The sequence below is a fragment of the Burkholderia sp. LMG 13014 genome, from assembly GCF_905232215.1.
GTDB lineage: Bacteria > Pseudomonadota > Gammaproteobacteria > Burkholderiales > Burkholderiaceae > Burkholderia.
On the sequence record NZ_CAJNKE010000016.1, the window covers coordinates 1 to 18,683 of the forward strand.

The window sequence follows — 18,683 nt, forward strand, 5'->3', positions numbered from 1 at the left end:
AGCGCTCGTCGCGGTCGAGCTCGTAATGGAACGGCAGCCGGTATTTCTTCCACGCGGCATAGAACAGCGCGGTCGCGCGGTTCGAGAACACGTCGAAGAATGCGCGCGCCGCATGGTCGCGCTTCAGGTGCTCGCGCGCGACGATCTGTTCGGTGTAATGCAGCGGCAGCGCGCCCTGCGCGCCGAGCAACCCGAAGAACGCGGGCGTCAGCTCGACGTGGCCCAGCTCGCCGGCCGCGAGCGCGGCGCCGCGCGCCTCGCCCGTCTTGAGCTGGGTGCCGTCGTCGTCGAACGAGCGCGCGCCTTCGATTTCGCTCGGCGGAAAACCGAGCGACAGCGTGTTGCGGAATTCGATGCGCTGCGCGACCACGTCGCCCTGCCGCCACGCGCCGGGCGCGTCCGACGCCTGCCGCGCGAACAGCCCTTCGAGCACGCGCACCGCCTGAAAGAACTCGAAGCGGTGCGGTTCGTCGAGCAGCGCGTCGACTACGCCAGGATCGATTCGCCGGTCCGGGGCTTGCATCGGATGATCTCCTCGCCGGTGCGCTTCGACACGACGACTAGTTGAACGAAACTGTTGAGGTGGACGTACAGCCCGAAGAAACTGTCGAGCACGCGCACGAACGAGGCCAGGCTCGCGCCGACGAAGTGCTCCTCGTCGATCGTCAGGCGGATCTCGATGCCGCGCACGAAGGTCGCGAACGGCTTGCCGGGCAGCCACTGCACGGCGCCGCGCTGCTCGACGCCGACGAGGCCGTCGATCTGGCGCATCGACACGGCGGTGCGCCGCAGGTCGTACAGCGTCAGCATTTCCTTCAGCGGCGCGAGGCCGTGCGCGACCAGCGACACGTGATTGAGCGCGAGGTGCGACACGAGCCGCCAGTGCGCGGCACGGCCGCGCTCGAAGCGCACGCTCTGCGTCGGGCGGCGCAGCAGCGAAATGCCGCTCGTCTGCGCGCCGCCTTCCTGGAACAGGTCACCGCCTTCGAGCCCGAACGCGAGCATCGCCGGCAGGTCGCGGTTCGTGCAGGTGAGGTCGAGGCTCAGCGTGTCGGTCTGCGGCGACGTCGGCTCGAAATCGATGTCGACGATCGAGATCTCGGTTTCGTAGCCGGGGCTCTTCTGCGCGACCCAGTCGTTGCGGCGCGCGAACCAGTAATGGCCGATCCGCGCCGATTCGCCGTGATGCAGCGAATAGAACGGCCGGAACTCGATCACCGATTCCTCGTGCGCCTGCTGCCGGACGAGCTTCACCGAATCGATCGAATACACCTCGTACGCGAACGCGCGCCGCGCCTCGGCGATCACCGGGTAGGACACCGCGCGGTGCGTGATGCGGATCGGCTCGCCGTGCTGGCGGAACAGGTTGACGATCGGCGTGCAGAACAGCCGGAAGTGGCTCGCCGTCAGCAGCTCGAGCAGCCGCGCGACATGCGAATCGCTGCGCACGTCCTGCAGCACGAGATGCAGCGTCGCGCGCTGGCAGCGGCCCGTCGCGCGCGCGATCGCCGCGATGTCGAAGTCGACGAAATCGAACTTGTCGGGGAACGCGAAGTATTCGGTGAGCAGGCGATACGCGGGATGCGATTTCGCCGGGTAGTCGATCAGCGCGTCTTCCTCGTCGAAGCCGGCGTGCGCGATCGGCAGCTTGCGCAGCGCGGTCCAGCGGCCGTTGCGTTCGGGCTCGACATACGCGCCGAGCACGTTGACGAACAGGCAGTCGGTCAGCGCGGCGACGAACGACTGCTCGCCGTGCAGGTGCGCGCGCAGCGTCGGCAGCTTCAGCGCGCCGAGATCGAGCTGCGCAGCGAGCGATTCGAAGGTGATCGAGATCACGCCCGTCGCGTTCGACGGCAGCACCGTCGCGCTCGGCGCGAGTGCGACCGGCGTGTAGCGGGCTTCCGAGATGCGGATCGGCGCGAGCGTCACGTCGTAGGCGGTGCGGAACCGGCACTGTACGCCGCGAATCGGGCGGCTCTTCAGCTCGGTGCCGCGATCGATCACGACCGGTTCGGTCTGCTGGCCGGGCGACGCCGGCGTGAACTGCGCGATCGAGCACGACGGGAACGGCCGCAGGTAGTGCGGATACAGCACTTCCAGCAGCGCTTCGGTGAATTCAGGGTAATCGTCGTCGAGCTTCTTGTTGATCCGCGCGCCGAGCAGCGCGAACGACTCGATCATCCGCTCGACGTGCGGATCCTCGCAATGCTCGCCCGACAGCGCGAGCCGCGCCGCGATCTTCGGATAGCGTTCCGCGAAATCTCGCGAATAGCGCCGCAAAAACGATAATTCGCGCTCGTAATACGGCAGCAATTCTTCCATCGACGACCCCGAACCTCAATATTTCCTGCCGGACCCTGATCCACCACCGGGCGGTCCGGCCCGCTCGGCGGCATGATTTACTGCATTCTTGCGGCGCGTGCGCGCGTGACCGAATACTGCAGCGTCGACGGCTGCAGCATCGCGTCGAAACTCACCGGCTCCTCGGCCGGGTGCACGACGAGCAGCGCCTGGATCGCGAAGTAGAGCGCGTTGGTGGCCTGCTCGTTCAGCTCGAACGTCACCTGCACCTGCTGCAGCCGCGGCTCGTGGCGCGCGATGGCCTGCTGGATCGACTTGCAGATGAACGCGCGATCGTAGTGACTCGCGAGGCTCAACCCCGCGAAATCGTTCAGCCCGTAGGTCAGCACCGACTTCTGGCATTCCGGCAGCGCGGCCAGCTCGATTTCGGTGTGGGCGATACGGGTGTTGAGAATCGCCTCGACGTCGCGGGCGACCGTGTTCTTGAGCTCGTCCAGCGACAATTGCCGCATCGCTGCCGAGGCCGGCAGGTGCGGTTCGTCGTCGAACAGCTTGTCGAGAAAACTGGGTTCGAATCGTTTCATCGGCCGGTGTTCACAGCGAAAACGGCAACGGGGACGCTGCGCGCCCCGTTGCCGCAACCGACCTTAGACCGCGTAGGTCTTGTCGTTCTTCGTCAGACTCCAGGCGCCTTGCGTGTTGCCGCCCTGGTTGCCGCCGATCTTCTGCTGGGTTTGCTTCCACTGCACAGCTGCGTACTTCAGCGAGAACGTCTCGAGCGGCAGACCTTCTTCGCGAACGCTCGGAGCGATGCTCGAGATGATCACGTACTTGAGCTTGACTTCCAGATACTGCACGCGCTTGCCTTCACCGTCAGCGCGCGAGAAATGGACCGTCACCTCGTCGAACGTGGTGCCGCCCGAAGCGTGTTGGTACAGCAGCGGGCTCGACGAATCGATTTCCTTCGTGAAAATCATGTCGCCGTGCTCGCAACGCGTCATCGTGTGACCGCCAGCGGTCGATGCGGTTGCCGAACGCGGTTGAACGATCGAGTGATCCCACGATTTCAGCTCGATCCAGCCCTGGTGGTCCTTGTCCGCGGATTCGCCCTTCACCGCGGGACTACCAAACTGCAAGTGCATATGTAACATGGCCCTTCGACTCCCCAAAGAGGTGGTTTTAACGTCCTACCCAGGCGGCCCGCCCGGGCGATCTACTCGCTTATGAATTTGCCGGTTTGGGCAGATCAGCGACAAGTCGCAGAGAAATCGAGAGTTCGTCGAGCTGAAAGTGCGGGCGCAGGAACGCGACCGAACGATACGAGCCCGGCTTGCCCGGAATCTCCGACACTTGTATGGATGCCTCACGCAGCGGAAATTGCGCTTTCTGTTCCTGCGAGGCGTTATCGTCGAGCAGGACGTACTGCGAAATCCACCGGTTGAGGAAAGTCTCCACGTTCTGCGCCGATGCGAAGCTGCCGATCTTGTCCCGCATCATCGCCTTCAGGTAGTGCGCGACGCGCGATACCGAGAAGATGTACTGAAGCTGGGCGGACAGGACGGCGTTCGCATTCGCGCTGTCGGTGCTGTATTTCTTGGGCTTTTGCACCGACTGCGCAGCGAAGAACGCGGCGTAATCTGAGTTCTTGCAATGGACGAGCGGGATGAAGCCGAGGTCGCTCAGCTCCTTCTCGCGGCGATCGGTGATCGCGATTTCGGTCGGGCACTTCAGCGCGACTTCACCGTCGTCGGTCTTGAACGTGTGGGTCGGCAGGTCCTCGACAAGGCCGCCGCCTTCGACGCCGCGGATCGCCGCGCACCAGCCGAAGTCGTCGAATGCGGCCGTCAGGCGCGCAGCGAACGCCCACGCGGCGTTGCACCACAGGTACTTGTCGTGGTCCGTGCCGTCGACGTCCTCGACGAAGTTGAAGTTCTCCGCGGTCTGGCCGTCCTTCGGATTGAACGGCAGGCGGCCGAGGAAGCGCGGCAGCGTCAGGCCGACGTAGCGCGAATCTTCGGCGTCGCGGAACGACTTCCACTTCGCATATTCGACCGTATCGAACACCTTGCCCAGGTCGCGCGGCTTGCCGAGGTCGGAGAACGACTCGAGACCGAGCAGCTCGGGCGATGCCGACGCGATGAACGGCGCATGCGCGGCCGCTGCAACGTGCGACATCTGCTCGATGAAGTACATGTCTTCCGGCTGGCGCGAGATCTCGTAATCGCCGATCAGCGCACCGAACGGCGAGCCGCCGAACGTGCCGAACTCTTCTTCGTAGACCTTCTTGAACAGCGCGCTCTGGTCGAACTCGCTCGCGCCCTTGAAGTCGCGCACGAGGTCGCGCTTCGGTGCGTGCAGTGCCTTGATCTTGATCGTCTGGCCGGTGTTGCTTTCCTTGACCAGATAATCCATCCCGCGCCACGTGCTTTCGAGGCGCTGGAATTCCGGCGCGTGCATCACGGCGGAAAGCTGCGTGGAAATCAGGCGGTCGAGCTCCGCGACGCGCGCGTCGATCGTGGCCGACAGGTTGTCCGACACGATCACCGTGCCGTCGAGCACCTGGTGCACGAGTTCGCCGATCAGGTCCTTCGCACGCGCATGCTCGGAATCGGATTTCGCGACCTTGCTCTTCTCGACGATGTCGTCGAGCAGCGAGGTCCCGGCGGCGTAGTCCGCGCCGCTCGCTTGGGCCACAGCCGTTTGCTGGTTCATCTCAACACTCCGTCGTCATTCGCCGTCTTTGTCGCCGCCCGTGCCCTTCGCGAGCTCCTGCAGCTGCTGCGTGTTCTTCAGCACATCGGACAGCAGATCCTCGAGCTTGTCGTTGCCGGCGAGCTTGTTGCGCAGGTCGGCGAGCTTCGAGCGCGCCTCGAGCAGGCGGCGCAGCGGCTCGACCTGTTCGACGACTTCGTCCGGGCTGAAATCCGACAGCGAACGGAATTTCAGGTCGACCGCGAACTTGCCGCCTTCCGGGCTCAGGCGGTTTTCCACCTGGAACGCGGCACGCGGCTCGATCGCCTTCATCACGTCGTCGAAATTGTCGCGATCGATGTTGACGAATTTACGGTCGCGCAGCTTCGGCTGCTCGATTTCGGACTGGCCCGCCAGATCGCCGACGACCCCGACGACGAACGGCAGTTCCTTCACCTCGATCGCGTCGCCCTTCTCGACCTCGTAGGTCAGTTGGACGCGCGGCGGCCGTATTTTCTGCAAGCTTTTCTGAATGCTTTCTTTCTTGGCCATCTCGACGGCTCCCAGGTTAGTTGTGGTTATCGCGTCAGTTTGCGGTCAGTTGCGCAGTGCACCGAACGGGTCACCGCCCTTCGCCCCGCCGCCCGACGACGTGTTCGTCGGCGTCACCGTAGCGGTAGTGTCACCGCCTGGCGTCGGGTTGACCTTCTTGTGCACGACCGTGCGGACCCGCTTGGTCCGGACAGCGGGGCGGGCATTCGTCTCCGGCGGGAACAGCGCCGATTCGCCCAGCGTATCGCGCAGCTGCTTCGCGAGTGCCTGCGCATCGGACTTCGCATCGCCCGCGAGCGACGAATCCTGACGCAGCTCGCCGAGCGACTGCGTCGCGATCCGCAGGCCGGCCACGGCCAGCACGCTCTTCGCCTGACGGTCGGTCGCGTCGCGCTGCAGTGCTTCCTGCGCGGCAACGATGGCCTGACCGTAGTGGTTCTGGGCGAACTGGATTTGCGCGATGCGCGACCACGGCTCTTCGCGCGTCGGATCCGACTTCGCGAGCTGCTGGTACAGGCCGAGGGCCTTGTCCTGGTCCCCCGCCTTCGCAACTGCGTCCGCATCGGCCAGCGACTTGTTGAACACTTCAGCAGTCGGCGGCGCGGGAGGCTGGCTCGCACAACCGGCGATCACGCCGCAAGCCACTACTACCCCAGACAGTTTTGCGAAGAGACGGTCTTTCATCGTTATATCCACCGGCGCGTGAGTTTTAAATCGTTGAGAATCTGGTTCTTTTGCTTTGCAAGAAGCGCGCGGGTATAGTACCGATCAATTTTTCATAATTCAATCGTCGTGTGAAGAGTAATTCCTTTTAAAACCGGACGCTACCCCCTCCAATGGCCTCTCGCTGCGGGCTCGCAGCGATTTTGCCATCAGCCGGAATGGGCAAGTTTTACTGGTTGCGCGACGTGCCGCCCGAATGGCGGAAAAATTTTCCGGACGCTTGCCACGACGCGGGCGTGCTTAATAGTTGAATGGTGCAATGTCGGGGATACGCAGCGAGCGCGGAATTACCCGGCAGATTTGACAGGGATAAAGGCGGCACGCCGGAAATACGATGAGATCGTTGATGATTCGCTTTGCGCTGCCATTGGTTGCCTGCGCGCTTCTGGCCGGATGCGCGGCCGCCCCGCTGCTCGGCTCGGCCGCGAGCGCCGTGATGTCCGCGGCCGGCATCGGCAAGCCCGAGGTACCCGACGCGCAGAAGCCGCCGCGCAACCTCGGCATCACGCTCGCCGCCGCGCCGAACCTGAATGCCGCGACCGACAACAAGCCGCTCGCGCTCGTCGTGCGGCTCTATACGCTGAAGGACCCGACATCGTTCCAGCAGGCGCCGTTCGACGCATTTACCGACCCGACCAAGGAAAAGGCCGCGCTGGGCGCCGACCTGCTGAACGTGCGTGAAATCACGCTGATTCCGGGCCAGCGCTACACGGCGACCGAGAAGGTTTCGCGCGAAGCGCAGGCATTCGGCATCGTCGCGCTGTTCCGCGATCCCGCACTGCAACGATGGAAACTGACGTTCGATCCGGTGAAGTCGGAGAAATCCGGCATAATCATCGGCCTGCATAATTGCGCGATGACGGTCACCGACGGCACTGTCATCGCACCGCAACAGGGTGCGCCTTCGCAACCGCTGAATTTGCTTTCTTCGGTCTCCTGCGGTTAAACAATGACGCACGAATGTCAATTAACAAGAGTTAACAATTGGCGATTTAATTCGGGCACGAACAAATCGATTACATCGCAACGCGACATTAACCGGATTTGACATGAGTTATTCGGCCAAGGTGCTGTGGGGGGAAGGGCTGTTCCTCCGGCCTCAACACTTTCAGCGACAGGACGCGTACCACGAAGCGCGCCTGTTCGAATCGATCCAGGCGATCCAGCCGTACAACTGGGGCGTGCGCACGGTACGCATCGACCGCGATGCGCTCGGCAGCAACGTGCTGCGGGTGGCCGAGCTCGCGCTCGTGTTCCCGGACGGCGCGCTGTATGCCGCGCCGCAGGCCGACGACCTGCCGCCGCCGATCGCGCTGGACACGCTGCCTGACGGCATCAATGAATTCGTGTTCTATCTCGCGCTGCATCCGCTGCGTGAGAACGCCACCAACTACAGCGACGATCCGGCCGCCGGCTTCATGACGCGTTTCGTCAGCGAGCAGACGAGCGTCGCCGACAACTTCACCGACGCGGCCGAAGCCGACATCACGTTCCTGAAGACGCAGGTCAAGCTGATCGCGCACAGCGAACCGCGCGACCAGCTGCTGTCGGTGCCGCTCGTGCGCGTGCGCCGCACCGCGACGTCCGGTTTCGAGATCGACGACAGCTTCGTGCCGCCGTGCCTCGCGATCGACGCGTCGCCGATCCTGCACCAGCGCCTGCGCCAGCTCGTCGACGCGCTGCAGGCGAAGGTGAACGCGCTGTACGGCTTCCACCGCGAGCCGTCGAAGAACATCATCGAGTTCCGCTCGGGCGACATCGCGTCGTTCTGGCTGCTGCACACCGCCAACGCCGCGTTCGCGACGCTCGCGCACCTGCACCAGCATTCGGCGCTGCATCCGGAGCGGCTGTTCCAGGAACTGCTGCGCCTCGCGGGCCAGCTGATGACGTTCTCGAAGGGCTATACGCTCGCCGACCTGCCGGTGTACCGCCACGACGATCCGGGCCCGAGCTTTGCGCGTCTCGACCTGATGCTGCGCGAACTGCTCGACACCGTGATCTCGACGCGCTACTTCGCGATCACGCTCGACGAAGTGCGGCCGTCGTTCCACCTCGGCCGCCTCGATTCGGGCAAGATCGACGACAAGACCGAGTTCTACCTCGCGGTGTCCGCGGACATGCCGAGCGTCGAGCTCGTCGATGCCGTGCCGGCCCGCTTCAAGGTCGGCGCGCCCGACGACGTCGACAAGCTCGTGCTGTCGGCCATGCCCGGCGTGCGGCTCTCGTACACGCCGCAGGTGCCGCCCGCGATTCCGGTGCGCCCGGGCGCCTGCTACTTCGCGCTCGATTCGCGCGGCGCGCTGTACGAGCGCATGCTGCAGGCCCAGTCCGCGATGATCTACGCGCCGACTGGCATCAATGACCTGAAATTCGAACTGATCGCGGTCACATCATGAGCTACGCGCCTTCCCTGTTCGGCGACAACGCGCCGGCACCGCTGCATACGCCGGCGTCGACCGACGCCTCGTTCCAGGCCCGTTCGTTGCTCGACCTGCTGTACGACGGGTTCTTCATGCTGTTCCTGCTCAAGAACGGGCGGGAGCCGGAGAACGCGGGCGAGTTCAGCACGCGGATCCAGGAATTCCTGTCGGACTTCGAGCGCGGCGCGAAAAAGCTGAATATCGCGGCTGAAGATGTGTACAGCGCGAAGTTCGCGTTCTGCGCGGCCATCGACGAGATGGTGCTGTCGTCGCAGTTCAAGATCCGTACGGACTGGGAGCGCCGGCCGCTGCAGCTCGTGCTGTTCGGCGAGCAGCTCGCGGGCGAGAAGTTCTTCCAGTATCTCGAGGAATGCCGCGCGCAGGGTGCGGCGCGGCTGCAGTCGCTCGAGGTGTTTCATATGTGCCTGCTGCTCGGATTCCAGGGCAAGTATCTGCTCGAAGGGCCGGAGAAGCTGGCGTACCTCACCGCGCGGCTGGGGGACGAGATCGCGCATATGAAGGGCAAGCGGGCGCCGTTCGCGCCGCATTGGCCGCTGCCGGACCAGATCGCGCACCGATTGAAGCGCGAGGTGCCGGTTTGGGCGATCGGGGCGGTGTTCGCGCTGGTTGCGCTGCTCGGCTATCTCGGGCTCAACACGTATCTGAAGGACAAGACACTGCAGGCGCTGGCGCCTTATTCGCAAGTGATCAAGGTCGGGCCGGAATCGGCAAATCTGACGATTTCGTTGCCTTGAGGGGCGTCGTTTTTTGCGCGTCGCTTCACGATAAGAAAAAGGACCGCCGAGCGGTCCTTTTTTATTGCGGCATGCCGTTCAGTCATGCTCGCGACCGCATGCCGTTCGGGCCCAGATCGAGGAAGTCGTCGTGGCGATCGAAATGGTTGAGGCAGCGGACGACGTCCTCGATCGATGCGTCCGGCTTCTGGCGATAGGCGAGATCGACGACGTCCTGAAAATGCTCGCACGAGAACTGGAATACGTAACCCAGCTCGGTGACCCTTTCAGGGTAGAACTCGCGATCCTCGTCGTCGACCTGTACCGTATCGCCGATGTAAATCGTCTGTTGCGGGTGCAGCGCTGCGTCGCCGTCGTTTCCGTAAACATCGTATAGCCAGGCGGGATCGTAGCGCTCCCGCCGTTCGGCCTTCGCACGGACGACGGCGATGAACTCGGCAAGCGTGAAGGTTCTGTTCTTGAAATCTTCCGGGCCGCGAATCTGCAATCCGATGCGCTCGCATTCGATACGCGCCAGCCATTGCTCGGCCTTGTCACGCTCGCACGCCAGCAGGTCGGCATCCACGTCGCTTGCCGCCGCAAGCGCCCGCTCCAGGAACGGCCGTGCCGATACGCCGCGTGACGTTTCGCACCACAACTCCCCGAGTGCGACGAGCGACTGCACGAGCGCAACGCGATCGCCTTCCCGCTCGGCCTCGGTCAGCGCCAGACACAGCGCAGCTTCGCCGCGATCCGTCATGCCGCGATCGAGCAGCATCAATGCCTTGCGGAAGGTTTGCCGAGCACTCACCGTGACGCCTCGTGGTCAGGCAGATCCATCCAGATGTCCTCGTAACCGGTGGCGTCGATGATGAAACGCGCGCCGGCCGGCAGCATCAGATAAGGCAGGACCAGCGGCAGGAATGTAGACAGATGCGCGACATGCAGCGGCTGATAAAAATCGTCCGCATCCGAGTATTCGCCGCAATGAAAAAACCAGCCGATGTTGTGACCTTCGGACAGCCTCACGCGTGTGCCGTAGACAGGCGTTTTCCCGAGCGTCGACATGGCGACGGCAACCATGTCCTCAGGTTCGGCTGCTCGCAGACCGTATCGCGCACACACCGCCTCCTGGCGCTCACGCATCGCAACGGGATCATCGGTCACGTTCAATTCGCTCCTGCTCCCGCATGGCCTCGCATCGACAGAAAGGTGGCGAAATCGTCGGCCACGTGTGCCGTCTCGCCCGTCTCGTGCGACCAGAGGACGATGGCCGGCTCCAGCGACGCATCGATCCGGTCGTAATCGAAGCAATAGTAGTCACCCGTCCCGAACTCGGCAAACGGCAACAGGGTCGAGAAATCGGCATCCGTGTGGTCGAAGTTGTCTCGCCACTCGCGCCAACCCTCGTTGTAGTGCCGAACGATCGAATTCCAAGTCTTGCGCGGATTGCGCGCATCGAAGACGGGGAACACGGGCAATCCGCCGAGCGACCGGCCATTGTTGAGCAGCAGCCATGCCGCGAACGCGCGCGGCAACGCACGGCCGAGCGCTGCTTCGGCCGCTTCGATTTCCGCCGTGGTCGTACCGATGGTTGCTGTTCGGGTCATCGATCGGTCTGCCTCAACGCTCGCCGCGTCTGTATCGGCGTATCAGCCGGGTTGCCAACATAGCGCGGGATCGGCGCCACCGCTCGAGACGAAATAAATCGCTGCTTGCACGGCCGTCGCGCGATCCACGCAGTCTCGCGCCCGATAGCTGCCGCGCTGGCCACCCGTGACCAGTTCGATCGTTTCGCCAGCCGGCGCGGTGGGCGTCGTCAGATTCAGCAACGCGGCGTCGACGTGCGACGCAATGAACACGACATACCGGTCGTCGCTGCCGCCACCTATCGACATCACCATTGCATCGCTCGTCTCGAATGCGACAGACGAGCGATCGCTCCCGTTCAGCCTTTCGACTGCGGTGATGGCTTGCGCAACGCTGTCGCAGTGCGCTTCCGTCACGTGCGAACGGCTGCCGATATACGCTTCTTCGATCACTTTCGTGGTTCGCATTCGATGTCCTTCGCCCTTGCTCAAACGGACGGGTTACGTTGTCCGAGCGACGTTCGGCGCTTTACGCTCGACCTGATCCGTTACTCAATACTCGTCACCCAGTAGAGATCGGACGCGGCCAAACCGAACCGCGTCTTCACGACTTCTACCGCATGCGCGGTCTTCACCCACGAATCGACGCTGACGACCACGCCTTTTATCGGCGCATTGAGGTAATACATGAACTGCATCGGCCCGACCCTGTCGTCGACCAGAACGCCTGCAAAGTATTCGTCCAGATCGTCGACACCCTTCTCGAACGGAATCCCGGTCAACGCCGCGCATTCAGCATGGTCGAATCGGAGCATGCAGACAGGCTTGCCATTGCCACTGGGCCAAGCACGGGTCTCGTTCATTGTCGGCGGCTCCTCATCACTGTGGTTCGTTACACACCGGCGCGCGAATCGTGCGCAAGCGTCTGCCAGGTCATCCGTGTCGTGACCGTCCAATCTCATCACACGACTCGCCCGCATTCACCCAGCGACCATCTCCATGAAAACCGCCGCTTCGGCATCCGGCAGCGCGTCGCTTATCCGCGACCGGACTTCCGCAAGGAATGCCGGCCGGATTTCATCCGTGTCGTCGACGATATCGCGTGCATGCTTTCCGACATACAGATCGCACCAGATCCATAGCGCGTGCGCGAAATGCGTGAGGGATGGCGCGACGCGCAATGGGGTCCAGGCGCCCGCGCCGTGGCGGTCGAACAGCACCTCGCCTTCCGGCACGACGATAACAGGATCGCCGCCCATCTGACCCAACACGATCCAGTCGTCGTGCCATCCGGACAGCCGCCGGCCCGATGCGTCGATGCGATAGCCGGTCTGGCCGATCGCGAGGCTCGCCGGGTTGCCGTATAACAGGAGGTCGTCAGCGGTCCAGGGGATCGACAGATCGACGTCGTCGAGCGCGTTGAACTATGCGGCAATTTCAGCGCTGACCGAGACGGATCTCGCGTGTGCCGGATGATCGGGAGCACGTACACCGATGCTTGCGCGTGCGTCCACCGTGCCGCGAATCCGGGCGATGAACCGATTCAGATCCCGATTGGGCATATCGTGCCTCCCGTTGACCTTGCGCGTTGCCGAAGCGCTTGTGAACGATGCCGGCGTCGCGTCTCCCTGTCTGCCGCCTGCCAGCATCTGCGTGAATCCTCGATCCCGGAGATCGACGACGCCATCAGTCGAATTTCAGGTGTCCATCGAGCCACTTCCCGACCTCGTTCCTGCCGAGATCGGACGCGGATTGCTTCAAATGAAGCGCCTCATCGCGGCTCACCGCCACCCCTCTGCGCAACAGCACATTCAGCCCCGATATCGCGGCGTCTTCCCCGTCGAGACAATAGAGCGCCTGCCGGATCGGTGTGAGACCGTTTGCCGCCACCGTCGACATGTCGGCACCGGCGTCGATCAGTTTCTCCGCTCGCGCGATCAATCCGAATTTCAACGCCGCCGATAGCGCCGTGATGCCGCTGCGGTTCGGCTCGTCCAGCAGGCTCCGCGCCGCATACCACGCCACCGCTTGCTCGAAGAGCGCCGCATCGCGATCCAGCGTCGCACAATGCAGAAACGTATCTCCGGTGCGCTCGTTCCTCTGCAGGAAATTCACGTGGTTGCCGTCGAGAAAATCGAAGATCGCTCGACTTCTTGCGACCTGGAACAGGATGGGCATGCCCTCGAGCACATCCTGTCTTGCAATGTTGGGCAGCAGCCGCTGAATCGGAGCCAGGTCACCTTCCGAGAACGCACCGGCCGCCTCGAAAATATCAACAAGGAATTCTGCATTCATACTCGGTCACCCTCTAGTTCTCGACCCGCGTCGCGTCGTGCTCCAGTCGATGGTAGGTGTCGGCGCGGTCTCACGCGTACTGCATCGCATGACTGCATTTGGGCCGCAGGCGCCCTCCGCACCGGCTAGGCATTCGAAAACACGACCAACCTGCCCTCGGGATGCCGGCCATCCCATCCACACGGGAAACCGCCGTCGAGATAGGCATGCAGAATGCTGTCCCAAATCGGCGGGAAGCAGTCGTTGGCGTAGCACTGAAACAGAATGCCGATATCCCTGATCATCAATTCGATCAGCGGACACGACACCGCATTCGTCCACTTGAGATCTGCCCCGTTGAAGTGCTTGCCCTCGATGCCCCAGTGCCGATTCTTCATCAACCGGGATGCAATCTGGCGGCTCCATTCGAAGCCAGCGGGAAACACCTCCTCAGCGTCACTGACCGACTCCCATTCGTCGAAGTCGTCGAACGAATCATCGGTCGCGAAGTGACGTGCGATCGCAGCATCCCGGACAACGTGATGCGTCACTGGATCGCCGCGATAGGCGGCACCAAAAAATGCGTCCTGCTCGAGAAATCGTACGAGCGGATCGGCTGCAATCAGCACGTCATGCCAGGATTTCATCGCGACTTGTGGCAGACCATGTCATCAGAACAGGATGAACGCGTCGTTCTCGACGTAAAAAACGAACGCATCGAGCAACTGCGCCACGCTTGGTTCGTCGACTTGATCGTGGGCGTTGATCACGATGTCCTCGATCGTCGCGCTGTCCAACGTGATCCGCCAACCGGGTTGATTCGCGGCAGCAGGGGCAGCGTCGTCCTCCGCATCCTGGGTGTCTTCAAAGAACACGCCTTCGGTATCGAGCGTCCATGGCATGGGCGGCAAGTAGAGCCATCCTGCGAAGTCGCCAGGGCGCTCGAGGATATGTTTCAGCGATGCTTCGGTCACGGAAGTGGTCAACATGGGTGGTGCGGTTGTAGCTGGGGCAAATGCGTCTAGGGCTGGAACGAGGTGGCGAATCGCCTCCTGCTCCGCCCCCTGTTGCGTAACGGCCGAATGCGCGCGGTTACTGTCTGTCGCGTTCGTGCAGCGAACCGTAATTATGCCCATTTCGTACCCGCGAGATCACACCGGCCGTTGTTGCCGGTTGAGTTGCTCACGGTCGAATGCCGCGCTTGACGAAGCCTGCGGCGAGGATGATGCGACGGACCGAATGCATCGACCAAAGGAAGCTTATGTCGGCGCCCCGAAATACACGAAGTCAAACGCGTCAAGCCAGTGCGCGAAGGCGTCCGGCACCCCGTCACGCCAATGCCGTGCGGAATCGATGCGTCTGTCGGACGCAAACAAGACGGCGTCTCCCACCGCGGCAGCGTAAATGGTCAACACGATCAGACCGCCGCCTTCCGCCGCAAATGCCGCACGTCGACAGGCTCCGGGATCCTCGACGTCGTCGAAAAACACCACGCCGAATGGGGTCAGGTCTGCTTCCCGACAGCGGATGTACCCCCAATCCGCGATCCTGACCGGGTGTGCCTGAAACGCGGCGTCGAGAGAGGAATAGTGGATCGTCACCAAGGTCGACATCAGGGTTCGTAGCGGATCGTTTCGTAGATCCTGGCCATGCCTTGCTTGGCGGCGCTTTCGTTTGCCGCCAATCCGGACGACAAGATTACGCAGGTCCACCCGTTGCCGCAGACCTTGCTTGTAACGAGATCGAGACGATGCGCGTAGAGCTCGTCTTGATTGAAGATCTTGTGCGTATAGCGTGAAGCGAGCGCCGGATATTTGTTATCCAACATGAACGGGGCAAAGTTCGGCTGCGTGTACTGCGCCGCGTTGTCGTCCACCTCGCTCTTGTAGAGATACTGCGCCGTACCTTCGAAAGAAGCTGCGACCTTGGTCCGCACCACCTGAACAACGACGTCCAGATTCAGTACTTCGAATGCGGCTTTGTCAGCCTGGATACTGACTCCCCGCCCTTCGGTGTCCTGGAGCGCGTCGTTTGCCGTGATCCGCCAGTCCGCCGGGAGCTGGAAGCTCAAACCGTTGGATTGGAAGCGCTTCGGATGAGCCAGGTCAGGGGCTGCTGCCGCTCTCGGCTGGAAATCGTCGGCGTATGACGTCGACACAACCAAGAGGAGGACAAAAGGTACGGCGACGATTCGCATGGGCGGCCCTATCAGTCGATTTTCTTGTTTTACACACGCGAGCCTCTGCTCGGATCAGAGGCACAAATTAAAATCAATCGTGAAGCATATCAAAGAAATGGCTCAACGAATCAGACACAAGCTCAACATTATCCCAATACCCGCTCCCATCCGACTCCGACTCAAGACCGTGACTCCAGTAATAAACTCCACCAACCTTATCCCTCTTGACCGACAGCAAGATTAGATCCCCACCTCCCGCAGATCCAATACAAATCAACTCGCTCGGAAATCTCTTCCTGTAAATCTCCATGTTTTTCATGATAGAGAAAGTGGAGCTACGCGGCGCCGTCGATGAAAATAAATAATTAACCACCTTCTCCCGATCGCCACTCCAAAGCAAATTCCCGGACGGCTCTCCCCCATTGAACGCCTCGAGAAACTGCCGGTATTCAAGCGGCAAACTAGCGCCAATTTGATGCTCAAGTTGATCGAGTTCAGCCGCAGATGGAAGCGGCGCGTGATAGACAGCAATCATCTCACTCCTTCGAGATGCCTTGAATCTTCGTTTCGAATCGCGTTCCTCCTGATCAATCTCGGCCTCACTCATACCGAGACGCTTAAACTGAATGCTCATTTATCCCTCCTTGCCCCGCGGACTGCTTCGCTGAATTTTTATTGGTGGTTACCAGACTCACCCATCTCCATATTGCTTGTCCCACAATTGTTCATCTCAACATCAACGAACCGGTCTGTAGTCAACGCATGGTAAGAGATGGCCGACACAATGAACCCGGTTGTAGCTGACGCGATGACGACGAGCAAATGCAACCAAATCGCAACGACCTCGCGAGAACTCAGGCCACACCTCGCAACTACACCTCCTTCAACACCATCGCAGCGAGCTTCTTCTCACTCACGAGTCGCCTTATCGATTTTCGATCACCACTTGTCTCAACAAACGCTGCAAGCTTCGAAAAAGCATCGGACAAAATTCCCTCCAAGCCCTGTGCATCACGCCCTGCAACACACTTATCCAGCTCGACCTGGAAATCCTCTCGAACGCCCGGACAACTATCCAATCTAAAATCAACGTGCGGCCACACCGAGGCGCCCTGTTTAAATGCCATCCTTATTTCAGATTCACCAAAATCCACCCGCAGCAGCTCCTTATAAAGCATTCCAACATTCACATAGAATAATTTGCTGTAGGATGATTTTTGGTGATTAACCACGAGCCAGAGATGTGTCAACTCGATAAAACGAGTCACCCCAGCCCCATGAAATCCGGCAGCCTTAGCCGCTTGCCCAAACACCTTTCCCGTTGAAAGTTCAGCCTCTTTCATTTCCCGCTCGTCCAAAGAGACTGCGCAGCACAATCGAAAGACGGTGCGATCGTGGTTCGCAACACCTGAACAACGACGTCCAGATTCAGTCCTTCGAACGCGGCTTTGTCAGCCTGGATACTCCCTCCTCGACCATCGGTGTCCCCAAGCGGATCGTTTGCCGTGATCCGCCAGTTCGCCGGAAGCGGGAAGCTCGACCCGTCGGATTTGAAGCGCTTCGGATGAACCAGGCCAGGGGCTGCTGCTGCTCTCAGTCGGAAATTGCAGGCGCATGAGGTTACTGCGAGCGAGAAAAGACGGACAGGCACGAGAACGGTTCGCATCAAGCACAATCCTGAACACCACATGAAATCTGCTTCTCACACAGACACCTACTATCCTTCATATCGCGCAAAAATCCATCCCTTATATGATCGCAATTTCCCGATTGGCTCACTGCTCTTTGACATCTCTATTTTCTGCCGATTGAATTGCGGGCAGGATGCCATGATTTCTGTAATCGCGGCATCCACAATCTCACCATCCTCTTCGTCAGGCTCTCTAGCCAGATAGACATATATCTCGATCAGATCCGAGTCGAAATCGTATGCAATCGCACGCACCCCTTCACGCACCGATCCGATGAAGGAAGAGAAGACAACCCACTTTACGTCAACCTCATTCACCTTGCTCTCCAATATGAGATTCTCACGTTGCGCGTCTCACGCGCAAGCGAGGGCCTTCCTGTCTAAGTCAACGCCCTGGAAACCTGAACATCAACAGCGACTACGGTTAATAGCGGCTCATCGGTCCAAGCCGAGACAAAGCTGAACTCCCTGAAATCATTGGCCAGTTCCTCCGCGGTTTCACATAGGGCAAAAAGGTAACTCCCCTCCTTGCGCTCGGCCAAATGCGACAGATCTTGCCCTTCCGGGGAAACAGCCTTCACGCCAAGGACATTACGGAAGATAACTTCAAACATTCCGCCATCAGCCCGTATAAGCACTGTCAATCGTCCATCTTGATAAGAAAACGATTGAATCTGCGCATCCGCGACAAAAATCTCACCGCTTTTCATTTCTCGACTCCTCGGAAATTCTCATCTGGAGTGAGCCTCGTCCCGCTGTCCGGCGCATAGCCGCCCGGTACCGACGACGCAGCGGCCGCACACGCTCGGTTGCTGTCGCGCTCGTGTTCGCGTCGCTAGCCCCAATCATGCCAATTCCGCACCCGTGAGATCGGTCGACAGTTGTCGCCTGTTTATGCCCGACGCGGGCCAATCGAAACGCGGCTGCGTCGCTTCGCACCAATTGAGCGATCGCACGCTCTCATCCGGAACGAGCGGCCAGAAACGCGCGCTCCCACTTGTATCGCAATATCGCGCTCACGCTACAACGTGTAAGCATCATAGATGTGAACTACCCCTCCTTCACTCCGCTTGTATGCGTGCATAACAAGAGTAAGATCGCTCTCAATGCCATCTACGATCAAGTCAAGTTGAATTCTCTTACTGAATTCCGATGGTGCGCCAGGGGCAATTTCATACAATTGCGCATGACCAACGATGTAGTCGCGCCCCGGAATGCCAATCCTTTTTAGAGCGCGCTCATCCAGAACATCCCCACATAGATACTCCAGAATATTCCGCTTAACGCCCTCCGACTCATTGGCATCAAAATTTCCATCCGAAACCAATTTTTCGAAATTATTTCCCGATAAACATTCGCATATCTTTGATATCTCGAGGATCATGTCTTCATCAACCCACTTACTCACACCAGCACCTCGTAGTTGAACCATTGGCTCGACGCTTCGCTGCATATGCGCCACCTGCACATTTCTAACACTGCGACTGTGTTGCAACATAGAGCTCCGCCCCGATTTCGTGAGATAGCCGC

Annotated in this window: 26 protein-coding genes; 3 read left to right on the plus strand and 23 right to left on the minus strand. The window is 60.8% G+C overall.

From position 1 onward, the window contains the following. The 7 genes from JYJ84_RS04110 to JYJ84_RS04140 all read right to left on the minus strand — a co-directional run. On the minus strand, window positions 1-523 hold a 523-nt coding region (locus JYJ84_RS04110; RefSeq protein ID WP_205189121.1), incomplete at its 3' end, for a type VI secretion system baseplate subunit TssG. Continuing rightward, a complete protein-coding gene (gene tssF, locus JYJ84_RS04115) occupies window positions 487-2,322 on the minus strand; it encodes a type VI secretion system baseplate subunit TssF (protein WP_174958769.1) in 1,836 nt (611 codons plus the stop codon). The genes JYJ84_RS04110 and tssF, both read right to left, overlap by 37 nt. Before the next feature lie 77 nt (window positions 2,323-2,399). Beyond that, window positions 2,400-2,885: a type VI secretion system baseplate subunit TssE gene (gene tssE, locus JYJ84_RS04120; protein WP_043191646.1), complete on the minus strand. Its 486-nt coding sequence runs from the start codon at window positions 2,883-2,885 to the stop codon at window positions 2,400-2,402. 63 nt (window positions 2,886-2,948) lie between these two features. Beyond that, window positions 2,949-3,452 (minus strand): type VI secretion system tube protein Hcp, encoded by a 504-nt coding sequence (locus tag JYJ84_RS04125; RefSeq protein ID WP_006477093.1) that lies wholly within the window; start codon window positions 3,450-3,452, stop codon window positions 2,949-2,951. A 70-nt stretch (window positions 3,453-3,522) separates the two neighbouring features. Next, window positions 3,523-5,013 carry a type VI secretion system contractile sheath large subunit gene (gene tssC, locus JYJ84_RS04130; RefSeq protein WP_175222771.1) on the minus strand — a complete coding sequence of 497 codons (1,491 nt, stop codon included), beginning with the start codon at window positions 5,011-5,013 and terminating at the stop codon, window positions 3,523-3,525. A gap of 15 nt (window positions 5,014-5,028) precedes the next feature. Beyond that, the gene (gene tssB / locus JYJ84_RS04135; protein WP_043191648.1) at window positions 5,029-5,544 is read right to left on the minus strand and encodes a type VI secretion system contractile sheath small subunit; all 516 of its coding nucleotides are present in this window, start codon (window positions 5,542-5,544) and stop codon (window positions 5,029-5,031) included. A 45-nt stretch (window positions 5,545-5,589) separates the two neighbouring features. Continuing rightward, a complete protein-coding gene (locus JYJ84_RS04140) occupies window positions 5,590-6,228 on the minus strand; it encodes a M48 family metallopeptidase (RefSeq protein ID WP_122944330.1) in 639 nt (212 codons plus the stop codon). A 373-nt stretch (window positions 6,229-6,601) separates the two neighbouring features. On the opposite strand from JYJ84_RS04140, the gene tssJ reads away from it, so the two are divergent. The 3 genes from tssJ (at window position 6,602) to icmH (ending at window position 9,442) form a co-directional block, all read left to right on the plus strand. After that, complete coding sequence (gene tssJ, locus JYJ84_RS04145) at window positions 6,602-7,213, plus strand: type VI secretion system lipoprotein TssJ (RefSeq protein WP_122944329.1); 612 nt, start codon at window positions 6,602-6,604, stop codon at window positions 7,211-7,213. Window positions 7,214-7,316: 103 nt separating this feature from the next. After that, window positions 7,317-8,663 carry a type VI secretion system baseplate subunit TssK gene (gene tssK, locus JYJ84_RS04150; protein WP_122944328.1) on the plus strand — a complete coding sequence of 449 codons (1,347 nt, stop codon included), beginning with the start codon at window positions 7,317-7,319 and terminating at the stop codon, window positions 8,661-8,663. Further along, window positions 8,660-9,442: a type IVB secretion system protein IcmH/DotU gene (gene icmH, locus JYJ84_RS04155; RefSeq protein WP_122944327.1), complete on the plus strand. Its 783-nt coding sequence runs from the start codon at window positions 8,660-8,662 to the stop codon at window positions 9,440-9,442. The genes tssK and icmH overlap by 4 nt, the downstream gene beginning before the upstream one ends. A gap of 82 nt (window positions 9,443-9,524) precedes the next feature. Here icmH and JYJ84_RS04160 read toward each other — a convergent pair whose 3' ends face one another. The 16 genes from JYJ84_RS04160 to JYJ84_RS04235 all read right to left on the minus strand — a co-directional run bounded on the left by JYJ84_RS04160 (window position 9,525) and on the right by JYJ84_RS04235 (window position 18,561). After that, window positions 9,525-10,232 (minus strand): hypothetical protein, encoded by a 708-nt coding sequence (locus JYJ84_RS04160; protein ID WP_174958766.1) that lies wholly within the window; start codon window positions 10,230-10,232, stop codon window positions 9,525-9,527. Next, complete coding sequence (locus JYJ84_RS04165) at window positions 10,229-10,588, minus strand: hypothetical protein (RefSeq protein ID WP_175222772.1); 360 nt, start codon at window positions 10,586-10,588, stop codon at window positions 10,229-10,231. The genes JYJ84_RS04160 and JYJ84_RS04165 overlap by 4 nt, the downstream gene beginning before the upstream one ends. 2 nt (window positions 10,589-10,590) lie before the next feature. Further along, window positions 10,591-11,031: an SMI1/KNR4 family protein gene (locus tag JYJ84_RS04170; RefSeq protein WP_175222773.1), complete on the minus strand. Its 441-nt coding sequence runs from the start codon at window positions 11,029-11,031 to the stop codon at window positions 10,591-10,593. A gap of 42 nt (window positions 11,032-11,073) precedes the next feature. After that, complete coding sequence (locus tag JYJ84_RS04175) at window positions 11,074-11,478, minus strand: Imm1 family immunity protein (RefSeq protein ID WP_175222774.1); 405 nt, start codon at window positions 11,476-11,478, stop codon at window positions 11,074-11,076. A gap of 80 nt (window positions 11,479-11,558) precedes the next feature. Further along, the gene (locus JYJ84_RS04180; RefSeq protein ID WP_175222775.1) at window positions 11,559-11,873 is read right to left on the minus strand and encodes a hypothetical protein; all 315 of its coding nucleotides are present in this window, start codon (window positions 11,871-11,873) and stop codon (window positions 11,559-11,561) included. A 117-nt stretch (window positions 11,874-11,990) separates the two neighbouring features. After that, on the minus strand, window positions 11,991-12,230 hold the full coding sequence (locus JYJ84_RS37610) for a hypothetical protein (protein WP_240201829.1): 240 nt from the start codon (window positions 12,228-12,230) through the stop codon (window positions 11,991-11,993). A 466-nt stretch (window positions 12,231-12,696) separates the two neighbouring features. Further along, entirely contained in the window at window positions 12,697-13,305 is a 609-nt protein-coding gene (locus tag JYJ84_RS04190) for an ankyrin repeat domain-containing protein (protein ID WP_175222776.1), read from the minus strand. Between the two features lie 125 nt (window positions 13,306-13,430). After that, window positions 13,431-13,931, minus strand: a complete 501-nt coding sequence (locus JYJ84_RS04195) for a hypothetical protein (protein WP_122944318.1) — start codon at window positions 13,929-13,931, stop codon at window positions 13,431-13,433. Window positions 13,932-13,955: 24 nt separating this feature from the next. Continuing rightward, on the minus strand, window positions 13,956-14,273 hold the full coding sequence (locus JYJ84_RS04200; RefSeq protein ID WP_175222777.1) for a hypothetical protein: 318 nt from the start codon (window positions 14,271-14,273) through the stop codon (window positions 13,956-13,958). A 270-nt stretch (window positions 14,274-14,543) separates the two neighbouring features. After that, window positions 14,544-14,897: a hypothetical protein gene (locus JYJ84_RS04205; RefSeq protein ID WP_175222778.1), complete on the minus strand. Its 354-nt coding sequence runs from the start codon at window positions 14,895-14,897 to the stop codon at window positions 14,544-14,546. Beyond that, window positions 14,897-15,481 (minus strand): hypothetical protein, encoded by a 585-nt coding sequence (locus JYJ84_RS04210; RefSeq protein WP_175222779.1) that lies wholly within the window; start codon window positions 15,479-15,481, stop codon window positions 14,897-14,899. Before JYJ84_RS04210 ends, JYJ84_RS04205 begins: the two co-directional genes overlap by 1 nt. A gap of 73 nt (window positions 15,482-15,554) precedes the next feature. Beyond that, on the minus strand, window positions 15,555-16,097 hold the full coding sequence (locus JYJ84_RS04215; RefSeq protein ID WP_175222780.1) for an SMI1/KNR4 family protein: 543 nt from the start codon (window positions 16,095-16,097) through the stop codon (window positions 15,555-15,557). Window positions 16,098-16,335: 238 nt separating this feature from the next. Then, entirely contained in the window at window positions 16,336-16,806 is a 471-nt protein-coding gene (locus JYJ84_RS04220; protein ID WP_175222781.1) for a DUF4304 domain-containing protein, read from the minus strand. 374 nt (window positions 16,807-17,180) lie between these two features. Then, entirely contained in the window at window positions 17,181-17,471 is a 291-nt protein-coding gene (locus JYJ84_RS04225; protein ID WP_174958736.1) for a hypothetical protein, read from the minus strand. Between the two features lie 62 nt (window positions 17,472-17,533). Beyond that, window positions 17,534-17,863: a hypothetical protein gene (locus tag JYJ84_RS04230; RefSeq protein WP_175222782.1), complete on the minus strand. Its 330-nt coding sequence runs from the start codon at window positions 17,861-17,863 to the stop codon at window positions 17,534-17,536. Between the two features lie 311 nt (window positions 17,864-18,174). Continuing rightward, a complete protein-coding gene (locus tag JYJ84_RS04235) occupies window positions 18,175-18,561 on the minus strand; it encodes a hypothetical protein (RefSeq protein ID WP_205183150.1) in 387 nt (128 codons plus the stop codon). Window positions 18,562-18,683: the final 122 nt, after the last annotated feature.